Raw genomic sequence first — 17280 nt, 5'->3', positions numbered from 1 at the left:
TCGAGCGGACCTCAACGCCGCAGATCGCCGTCTGAGCGCGCCCTACTGGACCGCCTTGCCAAGCCCCCAATGTCCTCATGCCGCGAAGCCGGCTTCTTCTAGGTGCAACGTCCCTTCGGCCTGGACCCAGGCGCCGCGCAGGTTGCCCTGCGCCACCGAGAGGAACGCGGTGCTGCCGACCACGATGATCGGGTTCTCCCGGTTCAGCACCTGCTGCGCGGTCCGGAACGCGGCGTCACGCTGCGGCCCCTCGCCGCTGGCCTCGATGGCGGCCACCGCATCGTCGTACTCCTTGGGCGGCACCCAGTTGCACTCGCAGGTGCCCTGCTTGCCCTCGAACCAGGCCAGCGCGTAGCTGTCCGGCAGCGGCGTGAACGACAGGTAGTTCGCGGCCAGCATGCCGGGGAACTTCTTGCCCTTCGGGTAGAACTTCGCGCTCCAGGTGCTGTTCTCGTTGCTCTGGATGTCCAGGGTGATCCCGATCTTGCGCAGGTCCTCCTGCAGGATCTGACCGATGGTCAGCCACTCGGTGTTGCTGCCGGCCTTGGCCCAGAACGTCAGCGTGCTGCCCTCGGGCACCCCGGCCTCGGCGAACAGCTGCTTGGCCCGGTCCAGGTTGAACTCGTGCGCGGGCAGGGCCTGGTCGAAGTGCTTGTTCTTCGGGTTGACCACCACGTTGGCCGGGGTGGGCACGCCGTACCCGGCGTACCCGGCGTCCATCATCGCCTGCCGGTTGGCCGCGTGCGACAGCGCCAGCCGCGCCTTCGGGTTGTCGAACGGCGGCGAGGACGTGTCCAGCTCCCACACCGTGTAGGCCGCCGGTTCCGCGGCGGTGAGCAGCTGCCTGCCGTCGGCGGCCAGGCCCTTCACCACGTCCGGCGTGACGTTGGCCAGCACGTGCAGCTGACCCGAGCGCAGCGCGGTCTGCGCCGCCGTCGAGTCGGCGTAGCGGGTGATGGTGATGCCGTCCAGCGGGGCGCGCTTGCCGAAGTAGGTGTCGTTGCGGACCAGCTCCACGGTCTGGTCCGGGACGAACGACTTCAGCTTGTACGGCCCGGTGCCGTTGGCGTTGCGGTTGACGTTGGCGATGTCGTCGATGTCGCTCATCTTGACGTCGATGACGTCGATGGGCAGTTCGGGGTTGGGCGTCTTCAGGTCGATCACCAGCGTGGTGTCGTCCTTCGCCGTCACCGCGGACACCATGCTGATCTTGGCCTTGACCTGCGCGGTCGAGTTCGGCTGCAGCACGGTGTCGAAGTTCTTCTTCGCCTCCGCGGCGGTGAACGCCTTGCCGTTGTGGTACTTGACGCCCTGGCGCAGCCGGAACGTCCACTGCTTGAAGTCCGGCGAGGACTGCCAGGACTCGGCGAGGTCCGGTTTGGCGAGGTTGTCCGGGCCCCACTTGCTCAGCCCGTTCCACAGCAGCGTCTGCAGCTGGGTGGCCGCCGCGCTGCTGATCTTGTTCGGGTCGAGCTGGGTGACCCCGTCGGTCTGGCCGAACACCAGCACCCCGCCCTCGCGGACGGGCCCGCTGCCGCTGTCCGCGGTGGCCTGGACGTCGGGTTCTCCCCCGCCGCCGTTGCCGCCGCACGCCGCCGTCGCCAGCAGCACCGCGGCCGCCCCCAGCGCCACCGTCACCCGTCGTCTTCTCGCCACGCCGACCTCCCCTGAACCAGGGCATGTACGCGATTTCGAAGATATCTCCGTTAGGCGGAAGATGGTAGGCGCGCTCACTCGACCGGCGCAACCCCCGGGTGGATCAGAACCCGAGCTTGGCCGAGACCTCTTTCCCTTGCTGGACAACCAGTTCCGCCGCACGGGTGAGCTTGCGGCCGGTCAGCTGATGGGCGAATCCGGTGACCCCGACCGAGCCGACCACCCGGCCCTCGGCGTCGAAGAACGGGGCCGCCACGCACGCGATGTCGGCCTGCTCCTCCTCGGCCTCCAGCGCGTAGCCGACCTGGCGGACCTTGGCCAGCTGCGCCCGCAGCGCGCGGGCGGTCGGGCGCTTGGCCTTCGGCCCGGTACCCGGCGTGAGCTGGTTCAGCAGCGGCTCCAGCTCGGCGTCGGGCAGGTAGGCGGCGATCGCCCGGCCCAGCGCCGTCAGATTGAACGGCGACACCTTGCCCGGGTAGGTGTCGAACTGGATGAACCCCTGCGGGGCGACCTTGCCGACGTAGACCACCGACGCGCCGTCGAGCACGCCGACGTGCGCGGGCATGCCCAGCGCGTCGACCAGCGCCCGCAGCTGCGGCTGCGCGACCTCGGACAGGTCCTCCTGCCGGATCAGCGGCGCGGCCAGGTCGTAGAGGCGCAGGGTGACCCGCCAGAAGTGGCTGCGGCCCACGATGGTCCGGCTGGCGTAACCCCGTTGCTCCAGCGTGTAGACGATCGAGGCGCAGGTCGCCAGCGGGATGCCGGTCGTGCGCGACAGGGCGGTCAGCGTCAGGCCCTCGTCCGAGCCGATCAGCGTCTCCAGCACCGTCAGCGCCCGGTCCACCGCCGGTGACGCCGGCCGTCGCACCACATCGTCCTGAGCCGTCATGCGCCTGCCCACCTCGGTTCCGCCGCGCCCGGTGCACACCAGTGTCACCGCATCGGCCTCTTTCCGGGGCATCCGGGCGGCGGCATCATCAAATGATTCTTCAGTTGCTCGTAACTATCTTCGATATACGGAGAATACTATGTTCGGTCCCCACCGAAGAGCACTGGCCTTCACCGCCATCCTGTCGTGTACGGCCGCGCTCGTCGCGTCCGTGCTGGTGCCGGCCGCGGCGGCCCAGACCATCGGCGAACCGGCACCGACCGCGGTCCGGGTCAAGGACGCTGCGCTGTCGGACATCCGGGCGTCGGTGGTTCCCGAGGGCGGCATCAAAGCGGCAATGACCGGCGGCAACACGATCTACGCCGACGTCCGCGAACCGGAACCCCGCGACGACGGCTACCGCCACATCGACACGCCGCGGCTGGTGTCCAAGCTGCGTGAGCACGGCCTGAACACCTACGTCTACGGCATCTGGGACTCGCCGACCGACTGGGACGACCTGCGGCTGGAGTTCGCGCCCGCGGCGGCCGCGGCCGGCATCAAGATCTGGGTGTACACCGTGCCGCCGTCGGAGTGCTTCGACAACCCGGCGCCGCACCTGTCCGGCCGCTGCTCCCGGCCGTTCAAGCTGGACTTCGTCCGCTGGGCGCAGGAGATCGCCACGCTCTCGCTGCAGTACCCGAACGTCGTCGCCTGGGCGATCGACGACTTCCTCATCGGCGCCAACGGCGAGCTGTTCACGCCGGACTACATGCAGCAGATCGTCGACGCGCAGGACGCCATCAACCCGAGGCTGGGCTTCTACACCTGCGCCTACCACGGGCACGCGGTGAGCCCGGAATTCTACGCGCGGTTCGGCCCGTACATCGACGGGATCGTCTACCCGTACCTGGGGTTCAGCAACAACACCCAGGATCCGACGGCCGTCGAGGCCAACCTGGAGCAGATCCTCGCGCAGACCGAGCCACGCGGGCTGGGCGTGCTGTTCCTGCTCTACACCAACCGGTTCCTCGACGCGGCACTGCCGCCGACGGAGAACTACGTCGCCGAGTCGATCCGGCGCGCACTGCCCTACCAGCGCAGCGGGCGGATCCTCGGCATCGACGCCTACGGCCTGCCACTGGGCGGCAAACCGGCGCCGACGGCGGACAACCGCGCGGCACACGGCATCGGCCGGTTCAACGTCTCGCTGGCCTCGTTCGTCGGCACCCGCACCGGCGACTACGCCTCGGCCGAGCAGCGGATCGTGGTCAACCCGCACGAGCGGCGGCACACGCTGCGCTTCGCCGACTTCGACTGGTACAACCCGACCACCCCGGCTCCCGGCTTCCACACCAAACAGGTGCTGGTGGACGGGAAGGTGGTGTGGGAGTCCGACGTGGCCGACCCCGGCGGGCACGGCTACGTCGAGCGCACCGTCGACCTCAGCGACGCGTTGCGCGGCAAGCACACCGCGCTGCTCACCCTGCGGGTGTTCGAGCGCAACGGCGTGGGCAACTTCCCGCTCGACGTCGGGTTCGACGACGTCCGCGGTGAGGGTTTCCTGGTGCTGGACGGCGGTTTCGAGCAGAGCTGGGCGTGGAAGATCGGCGGCAACTCGCGGGCCCTGCTGGGCTCGCTCGACCACTACGCCGCCGACCGGCCCGCGCGCATCCGCGACGCGGTGGCGACCACGCTGCGCGGCAAGCCGTGGACCAACCGGCCCTACCCGCCGGACCCGGCGCCCTTCCCGCGCGACGGCTACCGCACCGACAACACCGCGATGTTCGGTGACGGCAGGCTCAGCCTGAGCCTGCCCGACCGCACCTCCCCCGCGCCGAACAGCTGCGCCACGGCCAGCCAGCGGGTGGCGGTCGATCCGTACTCGCCGCGGTACGAGCTGTCGTTCTGGCACTACGACCAGTACGCCCAGACTCGGCTGTTCGAGGGACAGCTGGTGAAGCGGCTGACCATCGACGGGCTGCTCGTGCAGCAGCGCGACGTCACCGACTGGTGGGAGTACACCTGGATGAACGGCAGCAGCGACCAGGGCCCGATCGACGTCGGCGACTTCGTCCGCGGCAAGAAGGAGGTGACGGTGGCGTTCCAGCTGTGTGCCACCGACACACCGCCGGTGGACCTCGGCGTCGACGTGGGTGTGGACACCATCGAGTCGGTGGGGCTGACCGTCCGCAACCCGGGCTTCGAGTCCGGCGGCGCCTGGACGATGTCCAGCACCGACCCGGCCCTGACCGCGCGGATCGAGCGCTTCTGAAAGCTCGTGAAGGCGGCCCTCACGGCATGAGACGCCAGGGCTCCGGCACAGTCCAGAGTCCGGGGCGATTGCCGTGAGGGCCCCCTTCACGGCATCAGACGCCACCACATCCGCCCTCACCCCGGCACAACCACCCCACCAGCCACCACGAACGAGACAACCCACCAAGCACCAAAGCACGTGAAGGCCACCATCACCACGTCACACGTAATGAAGGTGGCCTTCACGAGCTTGACCCCACGCGGGGCGACCGGCGCCACGGGAGAACCGGCGTCCACATCGTGAGTTCTGCGCTCACGCACGCGAGTTCTGCGTTCCGGCACGCGAGTTCTACGCTCGAGACCAGCCACCTCGCCCTGCCCGCACCCGGACTTTGCCGGGGCCCTGACGTGAGACGTGGTGAAGGTGGCCTTCACGTGCTTTGGCCGCCGCTTGACACACTGCCAGCGAGTGGCGAGTGTATACGTCACCATTCGCGCACAGGTCGAGGAGCACGCCGTGGTCACCGCTCGGGACGTCGCCCGGCTCGCCGGGGTGTCCCAGGCGACCGTCTCCCGCGTCCTGCACGACCACGACTCGGTCAGCGAGGACACCCGCGCCCGCGTGCTGCTGGTGCTCGCCGAGACCGGCTATCAGCCCAACGTCGCCGCGCGCGCGATGCGCACCAACCGCACGGATACCATCGGGCTCATCGTCGACGACGTGACCAACCCCTTCTACCCGGAGCTGATCAAGGCGCTGACCAAGGAGCTCGACCGTGCCGAGTTGCGGATGATCCTGTGGAACAGTGCGGGTCCCGGTGAGTCGGCCGCCCTGCAGGCCATCGACCAGCGGCTGATCGACGGCCTGCTGTTCACCACGGCCACCGCGCGGTCCGCGCCGCTGGCGTCGGCCATCCGCCGGGGCGCGCCGGTGGTGCTGGTCAACCGTGGCGTGCCGGGACTGCCGTGCGACCAGGTGGACAGCGACAACGCCGACGGCGCCGCCCGCGTGGCCGCCTACTTCGCCGCCGCCGGGCACCGGCGGGTCGGCCTGGTCGGCGGGCCGGAGTCGGCGAGCACCGCCCGCGACCGGATGGCGGGTTACCGCCGCGGCTGCGCCGAGTACGGGCTGGAGCTGGCCGAGGACTGCGTGGCCAACGGCGACTTCACCCACGACGGCGGCCAGTCCGCCATGCACACCATCCTGGAACGCACCGGCCGCAACCATCCGACGGCGGTGTTCTGTACCAACGACTTCAGCGCGTTCGGCGCGCTGGACGCCATCCGCACACACGGCCTCGCCGTCCCCGAGCAGGTCTGGGTGAGCGGCTACGACGACATCGCGATGGCCGCCTGGGGCGCGTTCTCCCTGTCCACCGTGCGCCAGCAGCTCTCGGACATGGCCCAGATCGCCGTGACCCTGCTGCGCGAACGCATCGGCAGCCCGGACCGGGCACTGGTGCACCACCGGTTCCGCAACGAACTGGTCGCCCGGCGCACCACCGCACACGTGGAGCCGCCGGCATGACCACGGGACGGGAACTGGCGGGCAAGGTCGCGCTGGTGACGACGGCTGCCCGCGGCATCGGCCGCGCCGTCGCCCTGCGGCTGGCGAAGGCGGGCGCCGCCGTCGTGCTCACCGGCCGCGACCAGCGGGCACTGCGTGCCACCGGCGCGGAACTGGGCGAGCTGGGCGCGCACTGGATGGCGGCCGAGCTGGACCTCACCCGCCCGGAGACACTGACCAACCTGGTCAAGGTGGTCCGCACCGGGTTCGGCGTGCCCGACGTCGTCGTGTGCAACAGCGGCGTCAGTGGCCCCACCGCTCCGGTGTGGGAGATGGACCCGGCCGAGTGGGACCGCACGCTCGCGGTGAACACCACCGGGGTGTTCCACACCGTGCGGGCGTTCGCGCCGGGCATGATCGAGCGCGGCAGCGGGTCCATCGTGCTGATCGGCACCATGGAGGGCCAGCAGCCGATGCCGCACCGGGCGGCGTACGCGACGAGCAAGCTCGGCCTGCTCGGCTTCTGCCGCAGTGCCGCGCTGGATCTGGCGCCGCACAACGTCCGCGTCAACCTGCTCTCCCCCGGCCACGTCGTCGGCGACCGGCCGGACTGGCCGGCGCACCCGGAGTCGGACCGGGCGAAGGCCTCGCTGCTGTCCGGGCTGCCGCTGGGCCGGTTCGTCGACTCGGCCGACGTCGGCAACTCGGTCGTGTTCCTGGCCTCCGACGCCTCGGCCGCGATCACCGGCGAGGAGGTCAACGTCACCGCCGGTCTGGTGATGTTCTAGCCACTTGGCAGGATGTCGCCCGTGCCCCGTCACGAGCGCCCCGACGACAGCCCGCCGGACCGGTGGAGCGGCGACCTCGCCGACGCCGACACCGGCCCGATCCGGCGCGTGCGGCCCCGGCAACCCGTCCGCCGCCCCGCGGACGACGACGCCCCGCGGCGGCGCCCCCGCCCGGCCACCGAACCACCCCGCCGCCGCCGCGCGCCGGAACCGCCGGAGCCGGAACTGCCCACCGGACACGGCCACGGGCACGGGCACGGCCCCGCGGCACCGGCGTCGGCGCGGGTACGCAAGCTGCTCATCGGCCTGCTGCTGCCGTTCGCCCTGGCCACCGTCGCCGGGGTGGTCCTGCTCTACCCGTGGGGCACGCAGACCCAGGCCAGCGCGCTCGCGCAGGGCACCCCGGTGCACGGCGAGGTCGTCACCACCAGCACCGGCCCGTGCGTGGCGCCGGGCCGGGTGCAGGTCGGCGAGCCGCCGCCGGGCGAGCCGTCCTGCCTGACCGCGCGCGTGCGGCTGACCGACGGGCCCGCCCCGGGCCAGGTCATCGACAAGATCACCCCGCTGGAGCCGAGCAGCCCCCGCTTCGCCGCCGGTGACGAGGTGGTGCTGTCCTACACCGGAGCCGACGCGACCCAGCCCGACTCCTACCAGCTCGTCGACTTCCAGCGCGGCTGGCCGCTGCTGGCGCTGGCGGCGCTGTTCGCCGTGGCGGTCCTGGTGCTCGGCCGCTGGCAGGGCCTGGCGGCACTGGTCGCGCTGGGGCTGAGCTTCGTGGTGCTGGCACTGTTCGTGCTGCCCGCGATCCTGGCCGGGGAGAACCCGCTGCTGGTGGCGATCTCCGGCGCAGGGCTGATCATGTTCGTCGCGCTCTACCTCACCCACGGCCTGTCCGCCCGCACGTCGGTGGCGGTGCTCGGCACGCTGGTCAGCCTGGCGCTGATCGGCGTCATCTCGGCAGTGTTCTCCGCGGTGTCGAAGCTGACCGGGCTCGACGACGACACCGTCACCCTGATCGGCTCGCTCGGCCACGGCATCGACGCCCGCGGCCTGCTGCTGGCCGGTGTGGTGATCGGCGCGCTGGGTGTGCTCGACGACGTCACCGTGACCCAGACCAGCGCCGTGTGGGAACTGCGCCGCGCCAACCCGTCGCTGGGCTGGCGCGCGCTGTACGGCGCGGGGCTGCGCATCGGCCGCGACCACGTGGCGTCCGCGGTGAACACCCTGGTGATGGCCTACGCGGGCACGGCGCTGCCGGTCCTGCTCTACTCGTCGCTGTCCGGTGTCGGGCTCGGGTCGATCCTCGGCTCCCAGGACATCGCGCAGGAGATCGTGCGGACGCTGGCGGGCAGCATCGGCATCGTCGCGGCCGTGCCGATCACCACCGTGCTGGCGGCGCTGATCGCCGCCCGCGAGGACGTGCTCAGTCCAGGCTCGCCACGAACCGGCTGACCGCCTCCATGGTGAACCGCTGCGCCAGCTTGCCGCCCGGCGCGGCCGAGGCAAGCCGGTAGAGCGGCCGGTCGGCCGCCGCGTCGCCCCTGGCTTCCGAGCGCAGCTGCGCCACCAGCAGCTCGGCGAAGACCATGCCGTTGGCCTCGATGTTGTTCACCAGCGTGTCGGCGAGCCTGCGCAGTGCCAGCACGCCCAGCTCGTGGCCGCCGGTGCCGGCGTACACGGCCAGGTCGATCTTCGCGGTCTTGCCGCGTTCGCCGGAGTTGACCAGCAGGCTCACCGTGCGGCTGCCGCGCACGTCGGTGACCAGCAGGTCGAGCCGCCGCGCCGCCACCAGGTCGACCGTGCGGACCTTCCAGCCGCGCACCCGCACCGTCTTGCCTTCCAGCCACACCTCGCGGCGCAGGTTGTAGCCGACGACGTAGACCAGCGGCAGCGCGACCACGGCGGCCACCACCAGCCCCGGTACCTGGCCGCCGATCAGACCGGCGATGCCGCCGAACGCGGCGGCGAACAACACGATCCCGACCAGGCCGGAGCAGCCGCGGCGGCGCTTGGTGCGGCGGTCGGGCCGGTACAGCGGGATGCGTTCCGGCTCGGCCGGGGTGGCGGGCTCCTCGCTCATGCCAGTCCCCGCAGGAACGGATTGGCCGAGCGCTCGCGGCCGACGGTGGTCGCCGGCCCGTGGCCGGGCAGCACCACCGTGGCGTCGTCGAGCGGCAGGACCGCTGTGCGCAGGGATGACTCGAGTTCGTGCACGCTGCCTCCAGGCAGGTCGGTCCGTCCGACGGACCCGGCGAACAACGTGTCGCCGGTCAGGGCGACGTGGCCGCCCTCGTCGGTGTCGAGGCGGAACACCACCGATCCCGGGGTGTGGCCGGGGGTGTGGTCGACGGTGACGGTCAGGCCGGCCAGTTCGAGCCTGCCCTCCTCCAGGTCGGCCACGGCGGCGGGTCCGGCCATGTCCAGTTCGCCGACGGCGGCGGCCAGTTCGGGGCCCAGCGCGGCCAGCGGATCGGTCAGCAGGTGGCGGTCGGCGGGGTGGATCCAGGTCCGGACGCCGTGGGCGTCGGCGATCGTGGCGGCGGACAGGACGTGGTCGAAGTGCCCGTGGGTGGCCAGCACGGCCGCCGGCCGCAGATCGTGTTCACGTAGGGCGGCCTCGACGCCGTCGGCCGCGCCCTCGCCGGGATCGACGACGAGACACTCGCCACCCGGGCCGGTCCCGATCAGGTAACAGTTCGCCTGCAACCCGCCGGCCGCGAACCCGACGACGAGCAAGACCCCACCTCCGCCTGCAGTTCTCCCGGCCGACGCGGCACAGCCTAGCGGCCCCTGTACAGGGTCCTCACAGGCTGTGGTCATAGACTGCCGCCACACCTAGGCGTGTGAACCCCAACGGCAGATCGGGAGGGCAGGTGGCGACCAACCAGCAACGCCGCGAAGCCGCTAAGCGCAAGCTCGAGCGGCAGATGGCTCGTCGGGCTGAACGGGCCAAGCGACGCCGCATCGTCGCCGTGGTGGCCACGGCCGGCGCGGTCGTGGTGGTCGCCGGGCTCGTGATCTTCCTGGTGACCAGGGAGCGGGCCGACCCGAACGCGGCACCGGATCCCAACCAGGACCCGGCCGCGCAGTCCTCGTCGGCGCCCACACCGCCGCCGCCGGACCCGATCCCCACCGAGCGGGCCCCGATGCCGCAGCGGCCGCAGGCGCTGGCCGACCCGGTGTCCTGCGAGTACCCGGCCAGTCAGGGCGAGCCGGCCTCGAAGCCGGTGACCCCGCCCGCAGCCGGGCAGGTGTCGTCGAAGGGCACGGTCAACGCGACGATCAAGACCACCGCGGGCGACATCCCGGTGACGCTGGACCGCGGGCTGGCGCCGTGCACCGTGAACAGCTTCGTGCACCTGGCCAAGGCCGGGTTCTACACCGACACCTCGTGCCACCGCCTCGGCGTGTCCGGGCTGCAGATGCTGCAGTGCGGTGACCCGCAGGGCACCGGCATGGGCGGGCCCGGCTACACGATCAAGGACGAGAACTTCCCCGAGCTCAAGTACGGCCGCGGCATCCTGGCGATGGCCAAGACGCAGGCGCCCAACAGCGGCGGGAGCCAGTTCTTCATGGTGTTCGGCAAGGCCGAGCTGCCGCCGGACTACACCGTGTTCGGCAGCATCTCCGACGCCGGCCTGCAGGTGCTGGACAAGGTCGCCAAGGACGGCATCGACCCGGCGTCGATGGCCGAGAGCATGGACGGCACCGGCAAGCCCAAGACCCCGGTGAAGTTCACCGCGATCAGCGTCGAGGGCTGACGGTCCCGCACCAAGCACATGAAGGCCACCTTCCTCCCGTCTCGCGGGATGAAGGTGGCCTTCATGCGTCCGGGGGCACCTACCGGTAGGGGAACTTGGGCGTGCGGCGTTCCAGGAAGGCGGCCACGCCCTCCGCGTAGTCCTCGCCGTGCAGCGCGCCGAGGCGGATCCGGTCGACCTCGGCGTCGGACTCGGCCTGGCCGTCCAGGATCTTCTCGATGATCCGGTTCATGCCCCGCACCGAGTACTGCGACCGGCTGCCCAGCGTCGCCAGGAACTCCCTGGTGTAGGCCTCCAGGTCGGCGGGGACCTCGTTGACCAGCCCGATCTCCCGCGCCCGCGCGGCGTCGATCAGCAGCCCGGACAGCAGGAAGTACCGTGCGTGCGCCGGTCCGATCAGGCCGACCAGCTGGCGGGTCGAGGCGAAGTCGTAGACGATGCCCAGCTTGGCCGGGGTGATGCCGAACCGCGCGTCGGCGGCGGCGAACCGGAAGTCGCAGGCCACCGACAACTGGCAGCCGCCACCGATGCAGTTGCCGCGGATCATCGCCACCGTCGGCTTGCGCATACCGGTCAGCGCGCGAACGGCACCCTCGATGGCCTCGTCGTAGCGGGCGGCCCCGTCGGCCGACGAGCGCAGCGCGCCGAACTCGCTGATGTCCGCCCCGGCCGAGAAGTGCCCGCCCGCGCCGGTGAGCACCAGCGCCGTCAGCGCCGGGTCGCGCTCCACCTCGGCCGCGGCCCGCGCCACACCGAGCCACATGGCGTGCGAGATCGCGTTGTGCTTGCCCGGGCGGGCGAGGGTCAGCCACGCCACCTCGCCGTCGCGGGTGAACTCCAGGCCGTCGGTCATGACGCCGAGGTGACCCGGTAGACGTCGTAGACGCCCTCGACGCTGCGCACCACCTTGAGCACGTGCCCGAGGTGCTTGGGGTCGCCCATCTCGAAGGAGAACCGGCTGACCGCGACCCGGTCCCGGGACGTGGTCACCGACGCCGACAGGATGTTGACCTTCTCGTCGGCCAGCACCTTGGTGATGTCGGACAGCAGCCGGTGCCGGTCCAGCGCCTCGACCTGGATGGCGACCAGGAACACCGACGACTCCGACGGCGCCCACTCGACCTCCAGCAGCCGGTCCGGCTGCGAGCGCAGGTCCTCGGCGTTGGTGCAGTCGGTGCGGTGCACGCTGACCCCACCGCCGCGGGTGACGAACCCGAGGATCTCGTCGCCGGGCACGGGCGTGCAGCAGCGGGCCAGTTTGGTCCAGACGTCGGTGGCGCCCTTGACCACGACGCCGACGTCGTTGGAGCCGCGGCGGCGGGTGACGGTCGACGGAGTGGCCCGCGCCGCCAGTTCCTCCTCCGCCTCCTCGACGCCGCCGATCAGCGCGACCAGGCGCTGCACCACGTGCTTGGCGCTGGTGTGGCCCTCGCCGACGGCGGCGTAGAGCGAGCTGATGTCGGCGTGCCGCAGCTCGGCGGCCAGCGCGCCCATCGACTCGGCCGACACCAGCCGCTGCAGCGGCAGCCCGACCTTGCGGACCTCCTTGGCGATGGCGTCCTTTCCGCCCTCGATCGCCTCGTCGCGGCGTTCCTTGGCGAACCACTGGCGGATCTTCGCGCGCGCCTTCGGCGAGCCCGCGAAGTTCAGCCAGTCCCGGCTGGGGCCGGCGCCCTCGGCCTTGGAGGTGAAGATCTCGACGACCTCACCGTTTTCCAGCTTGCGCTCCAGCGCGACCAGCCTGCCGTTGACCCTGGCGCCGATGCAGCGGTGCCCGACCTCGGTGTGCACGGCGTAGGCGAAGTCCACCGGCGTGGAGTCCACCGGCAACGTGATCACGTCGCCCTTGGGCGTGAACACGAAGATCTCCCGCGCGGCCAGCTCGTAGCGCAGCGACTCCAGGAACTCCCCCGGGTCGGCCGCCTCCCGCTGCCAGTCCAGCAGCTGCCGCATCCAGGCCATCTCGTCGACGTCGACCGAGTTGCCGGTGTGGGTGCCCTTGGTCTCCTTGTAGCGCCAGTGCGCCGCGATGCCGTATTCGGCCGTGCGGTGCATCTCGTAGGTGCGGATCTGCACCTCCAGCGGCTTGCCGTCCGGGCCGATCACCGTGGTGTGCAGCGACTGGTACACGCCGAACCGGGGCTGGGCGATGTAGTCCTTGAACCGGCCGGGCATCGGCTGCCACAGCGCGTGGACGACGCCCATCGCGGCGTAGCAGTCCCGCACGTCCTCCACCAGGATGCGCACGCCGACCAGGTCGTGGATGTCGTCCAGGTCGCGGCCGCGGACGATCATCTTCTGGTGGATCGAGTAGTAGTGCTTGGGCCTGCCCTCGACCTTCGCGGTGATCCGGGAGCCGTCCAGGTGGGTGGTCAGCTCGCCGATGACCCAGCGCAGGTAGGTGTCGCGCGAGGGCGCCCGGTCGGCGACCAGGCGCACGATCTCGTCGTACTTCTTCGGCTGCAGGATGGCGAACGCCAGGTCCTCCAGCTCCCACTTGACCGTGGCCATGCCCAGCCGGTGGGCCAGCGGCGCCAGGACCTCCAGGGTCTCCTTGGCCTTGCGGGCCTGCTTCTCCGGCGGCAGGAACCGCATGGTGCGCATGTTGTGCAGCCGGTCGGCCAGCTTGATGACCAGCACGCGGGGGTCGCGGGCCATCGCGATGACCATCTTGCGGATGGTCTCGGCCTCGGCGGCCGTGCCCAGCTTGACCTTGTCCAGCTTGGTGACGCCGTCGACCAGCTCGCCGACCTTCTGCCCGAAGTCGGCGGACAGGTTCTCCAGCGAGTACCCGGTGTCCTCGACCGTGTCGTGCAGCAGCCCGGCCACCAGCGTGATGGTGTCCATGCCCAGCTCGGCGAGGATGGTGGCCACGGCGAGCGGATGGGTGATGTACGGGTCGCCGGACTTGCGGCGCTGGTGCCGGTGCAGTTCCTCGGCGACGTCGTAGGCCCGCTGCAGCAGCCCCAGGTCGGCGCCGGGGTGCAGCTCGCGGTGGATGGCGGCCAGCGGCTCCAGCACCTGCTTGACCGGCGCGGCCCGCTGGGCGGTGATCCGCCTGGCCAGGCGGGCGCGCACGCGCCGGGTGGCCGACGGTGCCCTGCTGCCGTTGGAGGGCGGGGTGGGCACCGGTCGGGCGGGCGATCCGCTCGACGCGGCCGCCACGGAATCGAGCTCGTGGCTCACCCGCACCTCCCTATCGCGCGTGCCTGGGATGTCTAGCGTAACGCGCGCCGCCGTCCGGGCGTTCCCTGCTGTCTGTCCTCGCTTCGCTCGGACGCGGCCGGGCCCCCTGAGTCGGCCGCAAAAGCACGTGAAGGCCACCTTCATCACGTCTCACGTAATGAAGGTGGCCTTCACGAGCCTTGGGCGAAACCTCAGCGCTTGCGTTTGCCGGACGGCTTGCCCGCGGGGCGCTTGCGCACGGTCGACTTCTGGTGCCGGGCCGGGACGCTGGCCGCGGCGGCGTAGGCCTTCTCCTTGCGCAGCTCGGCCTCGAGCTGCTCGTCGTCGCCGGCGTCGAAGTCGTCGGCGTCGGCACGCTCGGCGGCCTTGCGGGCCTGGTTGGCCCGCCGTGCCCGCACCCGCTCGGCCTGCTGCTTGTACTTCGGGTCACGCATCTTGAAGTCGACCAGCAGCGGCGTGGCCAGGCCCACCGAGGACAGCACACCGGCGAGCATGCCGGTCAGCTGCACCAGCGCCAGGTCCTGCAGCGTGCCCGCGCCGAGCAGGATGTAGCCGATCACCAGCAGGCCGAGCACCGGCAGCAGCGCGATGACCGCGGTGTTGATCGATCGCATCAGCGTCTGGTTCAGCGCCAGGTTGGCGGCCTCGCCGTACGTGCGGCGGGTCAGGCCGAGGATGCCGCGGGTGTTCTCCTTGACCTTGTCGAACACCACCACCGTGTCGTACAGCGAGAAGCCGAGAATGGTGAGCAGGCCGATCACGGTCGCCGGGGCGACCTCGAACCCCACCAGCGAGTAGACGCCCGCCGTCACCACGATGTCGTGCACCAGCGAGATCAGCGCGGCCACGGCCATCCAGCGCTCGAAGTACAGCGCGAGGAAGATCGTCACCAGCACCAGGAACACACCGAGGGCGATCAGCGCCTTCTCGGAGATCTCCCCGCCCCAGGACGCGCTCACCGCGCTGTCGCTGATCGCCTGCGGGCTGGGCTGGCCGTTGGCCGCCAGCGGCTGGAAGGCGTCGAACAGGGCCTGCTTGACGCGCGCGACCTGCGCCGCGTCCAGGGTGTCCGAGCGGATCTGCAGCGTGGTCGCACCGCCGGTGCCGACCTTCTGCGCCTCCGAGGCCGGCTCACCGGCCGCGTCGGAGAACACCTGCTTGGCCCGCTCCTCGTCCACCACGCCCTGCGCGCCCTGCGCGGGCATGGAGATCTGCGTGCCGCCCTCGAAGTCGATGCCGAAGTTGAAGCCCTTGATCCCGATCGAGGCGATGCACACGATCACCAGCGCGGCGAAGAAGATGTACCACTTCTTGCGGGCGCCGACGATGTCGAACGCACCGGTACCGACGTAGAGCCGGTGGAACATGCTGCCTTCGGGCTTCTTCTTCCGGTTGCCCTCGGCGTCGGTGCCCAGGTCCTCGATGCCGTTGCTAGCCACGTCACGCCTCCTTCACGGCCGCGGCCGCGGTCCGCTTGCGCCTGCCGACCTGCTGCACCGCACCCAGCCCGGAGATCCGCGGGTCGGACAGCGTCTTCGACTTGGCCACCAGGCCCACCAGCGGGTAGGTCACCAGGAACACCACGATCAGGTCGAGCACGGTGGACACGCCGAGGGTGAACGCGAACCCGCGCACCTCGCCGACCGCCAGCAGGAACAGCACGGCGGCGGCGAGGAACATGACCGCGTCGGACGCCAGGATCGTGCGCCGGGCCCGGACCCAGCCGCGGGTGACCGCGGACCGGAACGTGCGGCCCTCGCGCATCTCGTCCTTGAGCCGTTCGAAGTAGACGACGAACGAGTCCGCGGTGACACCGATGGCGATGATGAAGCCCGCGACGCCGGCGAGGTCGAGCGTGAAGCCGGTCCAGCGGCCGAGCAGCACCAGCACTCCGTAGACGATCACGCCGGTCAGGCCGAGCGAGAGGATCGTCAGCACGCCCAGCATGCGGTAGTAGAACAGGCAGTAGACGAACACCAGCAGCAGCCCGATGCCCCCGGCGATCAGGCCGGCCTCCAGCGAGGCCAGGCCCAGTGTCGCCGACACCGTGGTGGCGTCGGACGAGGTGAACGACAGCGGCAGCGAGCCGTACTTCAGCACGTCGGCCAGGTTCTTGGCCTCGGCCTGGGTGAAGTCACCGGTGATCTGCGTGTTGCCGTCGAGGATCGCGGTGGTGATGTTCGGCGCCGACACCACCTCGGTGTCCAGCACGAACGCGGCGCGCTGGTTGACGTTCTTCGAGGTGAAGTCGGCCCAGATCCGGGCGCCCTCGCTCTCGAACCGCAGGTCGACCACCCAGCCGCGGCCGCCCTGCTGGTCCAGGCCGGAGCTGGCGTCGGCGATCTCGGTGCCCTGCAGGAACACCGGCCCGAGCACGTACTTCTCCGTGCCGTCCTTCAGGCAGGTCACCAGCGGCAGGTTCGGGTCGTCGTTGCCGCGCAGCGGGTCGTCCGGCAGGCACTGGTAGGCGGCCAGCGCCTGCTGCTGTGCCTGCTGGGCCGCGGCCACGGCGGCCTGGTCGCCCTCGTTGGCGGCGAACAGGGCGGGGTTCTGCCGGGTCGCCTTGGCGGCCTGGATCTCCTGCACGGCCTTGTCGTCGAGCGTGCCGTCCCCGGGGGGAGGCGGCGGGGCGGGCTGGCCCTGTGCGGCGCCGCCGCCGTTGGCTGGCGGCGGGGCGGGCTGGCTGGCCGTCGGCGGTGGCACCTGACCGGGCTGGTTCGGCGGCGGCACCGGCTGAGCGGCGGGCTGGGCCACCAGCACCTTGCGGAAGCCGAGCTTCGCGGTCTGGCCCAGGTTCTTGGCCTGCTCGCCCTGCTCACCGGGCACGGTGATGACGACGTTGTTGCCGTCGAGCACCACCTCGGTGCCCGCGACGCCGATGCCGTTGACCCGGGTCTCGATGATCTGCTTGGCCTGCGCCAGCGACTCCCGCGACGGCTCGGCGCCGTCGGGGGTCCGCGCGGTCAGCGTCACCCGGGTGCCGCCCTGCAGGTCGATGCCCAGCTTGGGCTTCGCCTGTCCGTCGCCGGTGAAGAACACCAGCGAGTAGAGACCGACGACGATCAGGATGAAGAACGCCAGATAGCGTCCCGGGCGGAAACGCCCGGCCGGTGGTGCCACGGTGCGTCGGTCTCCTCGAACTGGTGCCTGCCTGGGTGGGGACTGCGTCCGGTACGCAGGGGATTACCCCGCGCACGGGTACACGCAGCACGGGGACCCTACCCGGCGCTGCGTGAACCCGACGTTACACCCCGACAC

Annotated in this window: 13 protein-coding genes; 5 read left to right on the top strand and 8 right to left on the bottom strand. The window is 71.1% G+C overall.

The genetic code is table 11. The annotated features are described in order from the left end of the window. Window positions 1–75: 75 nt before the first annotated feature. Both EWH70_RS00235 and EWH70_RS00230 read right to left on the bottom strand, forming a co-directional pair. A complete protein-coding gene (locus EWH70_RS00235; protein ID WP_130473139.1) occupies window positions 76–1656 on the bottom strand; it encodes an ABC transporter substrate-binding protein in 1581 nt (526 codons plus the stop codon). Window positions 1657–1759: 103 nt separating this feature from the next. Further along, window positions 1760–2545: an IclR family transcriptional regulator gene (locus EWH70_RS00230; RefSeq protein WP_130473138.1), complete on the bottom strand. Its 786-nt coding sequence runs from the start codon at window positions 2543–2545 to the stop codon at window positions 1760–1762. A gap of 139 nt (window positions 2546–2684) precedes the next feature. Between EWH70_RS00230 and EWH70_RS00225 the strand changes: the two genes are divergently transcribed. The 4 genes from EWH70_RS00225 to EWH70_RS00210 all read left to right on the top strand — a co-directional run bounded on the left by EWH70_RS00225 (window position 2685) and on the right by EWH70_RS00210 (window position 8527). Continuing rightward, the gene (locus EWH70_RS00225) at window positions 2685–4799 is read left to right on the top strand and encodes a hypothetical protein (protein WP_130473137.1); all 2115 of its coding nucleotides are present in this window, start codon (window positions 2685–2687) and stop codon (window positions 4797–4799) included. Between the two features lie 450 nt (window positions 4800–5249). Then, complete coding sequence (locus tag EWH70_RS00220; protein ID WP_240686713.1) at window positions 5250–6308, top strand: LacI family DNA-binding transcriptional regulator; 1059 nt, start codon at window positions 5250–5252, stop codon at window positions 6306–6308. After that, window positions 6305–7075: an SDR family NAD(P)-dependent oxidoreductase gene (locus tag EWH70_RS00215; protein ID WP_130473136.1), complete on the top strand. Its 771-nt coding sequence runs from the start codon at window positions 6305–6307 to the stop codon at window positions 7073–7075. Before EWH70_RS00220 ends, EWH70_RS00215 begins: the two co-directional genes overlap by 4 nt. 21 nt (window positions 7076–7096) lie before the next feature. Next, complete coding sequence (locus EWH70_RS00210) at window positions 7097–8527, top strand: YibE/F family protein (RefSeq protein WP_420809018.1); 1431 nt, start codon at window positions 7097–7099, stop codon at window positions 8525–8527. On the opposite strand, the gene EWH70_RS00205 is transcribed toward EWH70_RS00210, so the two are convergent. Both EWH70_RS00205 and EWH70_RS00200 read right to left on the bottom strand, forming a co-directional pair. Further along, on the bottom strand, window positions 8499–9155 hold the full coding sequence (locus EWH70_RS00205) for a hypothetical protein (RefSeq protein ID WP_130473134.1): 657 nt from the start codon (window positions 9153–9155) through the stop codon (window positions 8499–8501). The two genes, EWH70_RS00210 and EWH70_RS00205, sit on opposite strands and share 29 nt — an antisense overlap. Then, the gene (locus EWH70_RS00200; RefSeq protein WP_130473133.1) at window positions 9152–9811 is read right to left on the bottom strand and encodes an MBL fold metallo-hydrolase; all 660 of its coding nucleotides are present in this window, start codon (window positions 9809–9811) and stop codon (window positions 9152–9154) included. The genes EWH70_RS00205 and EWH70_RS00200 overlap by 4 nt, the downstream gene beginning before the upstream one ends. 137 nt (window positions 9812–9948) lie before the next feature. On the opposite strand from EWH70_RS00200, the gene EWH70_RS00195 reads away from it, so the two are divergent. Beyond that, the gene (locus EWH70_RS00195; RefSeq protein WP_130473132.1) at window positions 9949–10836 is read left to right on the top strand and encodes a peptidylprolyl isomerase; all 888 of its coding nucleotides are present in this window, start codon (window positions 9949–9951) and stop codon (window positions 10834–10836) included. A 79-nt stretch (window positions 10837–10915) separates the two neighbouring features. Here EWH70_RS00195 and EWH70_RS00190 read toward each other — a convergent pair whose 3' ends face one another. The 4 genes from EWH70_RS00190 to secD all read right to left on the bottom strand — a co-directional run bounded on the left by EWH70_RS00190 (window position 10916) and on the right by secD (window position 17142). Then, the gene (locus EWH70_RS00190; RefSeq protein ID WP_130473131.1) at window positions 10916–11689 is read right to left on the bottom strand and encodes an enoyl-CoA hydratase/isomerase family protein; all 774 of its coding nucleotides are present in this window, start codon (window positions 11687–11689) and stop codon (window positions 10916–10918) included. Next, complete coding sequence (locus EWH70_RS00185) at window positions 11686–14022, bottom strand: RelA/SpoT family protein (RefSeq protein ID WP_130473130.1); 2337 nt, start codon at window positions 14020–14022, stop codon at window positions 11686–11688. The genes EWH70_RS00190 and EWH70_RS00185 overlap by 4 nt, the downstream gene beginning before the upstream one ends. A 191-nt stretch (window positions 14023–14213) precedes the next feature. Continuing rightward, on the bottom strand, window positions 14214–15389 hold the full coding sequence (gene secF / locus EWH70_RS00180; protein ID WP_130473652.1) for a protein translocase subunit SecF: 1176 nt from the start codon (window positions 15387–15389) through the stop codon (window positions 14214–14216). 73 nt (window positions 15390–15462) lie between these two features. After that, a complete protein-coding gene (gene secD / locus EWH70_RS00175; RefSeq protein WP_130473129.1) occupies window positions 15463–17142 on the bottom strand; it encodes a protein translocase subunit SecD in 1680 nt (559 codons plus the stop codon). Window positions 17143–17280: the final 138 nt, after the last annotated feature.

Source organism: Amycolatopsis suaedae (assembly GCF_004214935.1).
Lineage (GTDB): Bacteria > Actinomycetota > Actinomycetes > Mycobacteriales > Pseudonocardiaceae > Amycolatopsis > Amycolatopsis suaedae.
Note: the sequence above shows the minus strand (reverse complement) of the source record. Positions and strands in the feature narration are given on the sequence as shown.

What these genes read in the sequence shown, in the direction of transcription:
- EWH70_RS00225 (WP_130473137.1), top strand. Translation starts at nt 2,685, where the DNA reads ATGTTCGGTCCCCACCGAAGAGCACTGGCCTTCACCGCCATCCTGTCG.
- EWH70_RS00205 (WP_130473134.1), bottom strand. Translation starts at nt 9,155, where the DNA reads ATGAGCGAGGAGCCCGCCACCCCGGCCGAGCCGGAACGCATCCCGCTG.
- secF (WP_130473652.1), bottom strand. Translation starts at nt 15,389, where the DNA reads ATGTTCCACCGGCTCTACGTCGGTACCGGTGCGTTCGACATCGTCGGC.
- EWH70_RS00230 (WP_130473138.1), bottom strand. Translation starts at nt 2,545, where the DNA reads ATGACGGCTCAGGACGATGTGGTGCGACGGCCGGCGTCACCGGCGGTG.
- EWH70_RS00190 (WP_130473131.1), bottom strand. Translation starts at nt 11,689, where the DNA reads ATGACCGACGGCCTGGAGTTCACCCGCGACGGCGAGGTGGCGTGGCTG.
- EWH70_RS00215 (WP_130473136.1), top strand. Translation starts at nt 6,305, where the DNA reads ATGACCACGGGACGGGAACTGGCGGGCAAGGTCGCGCTGGTGACGACG.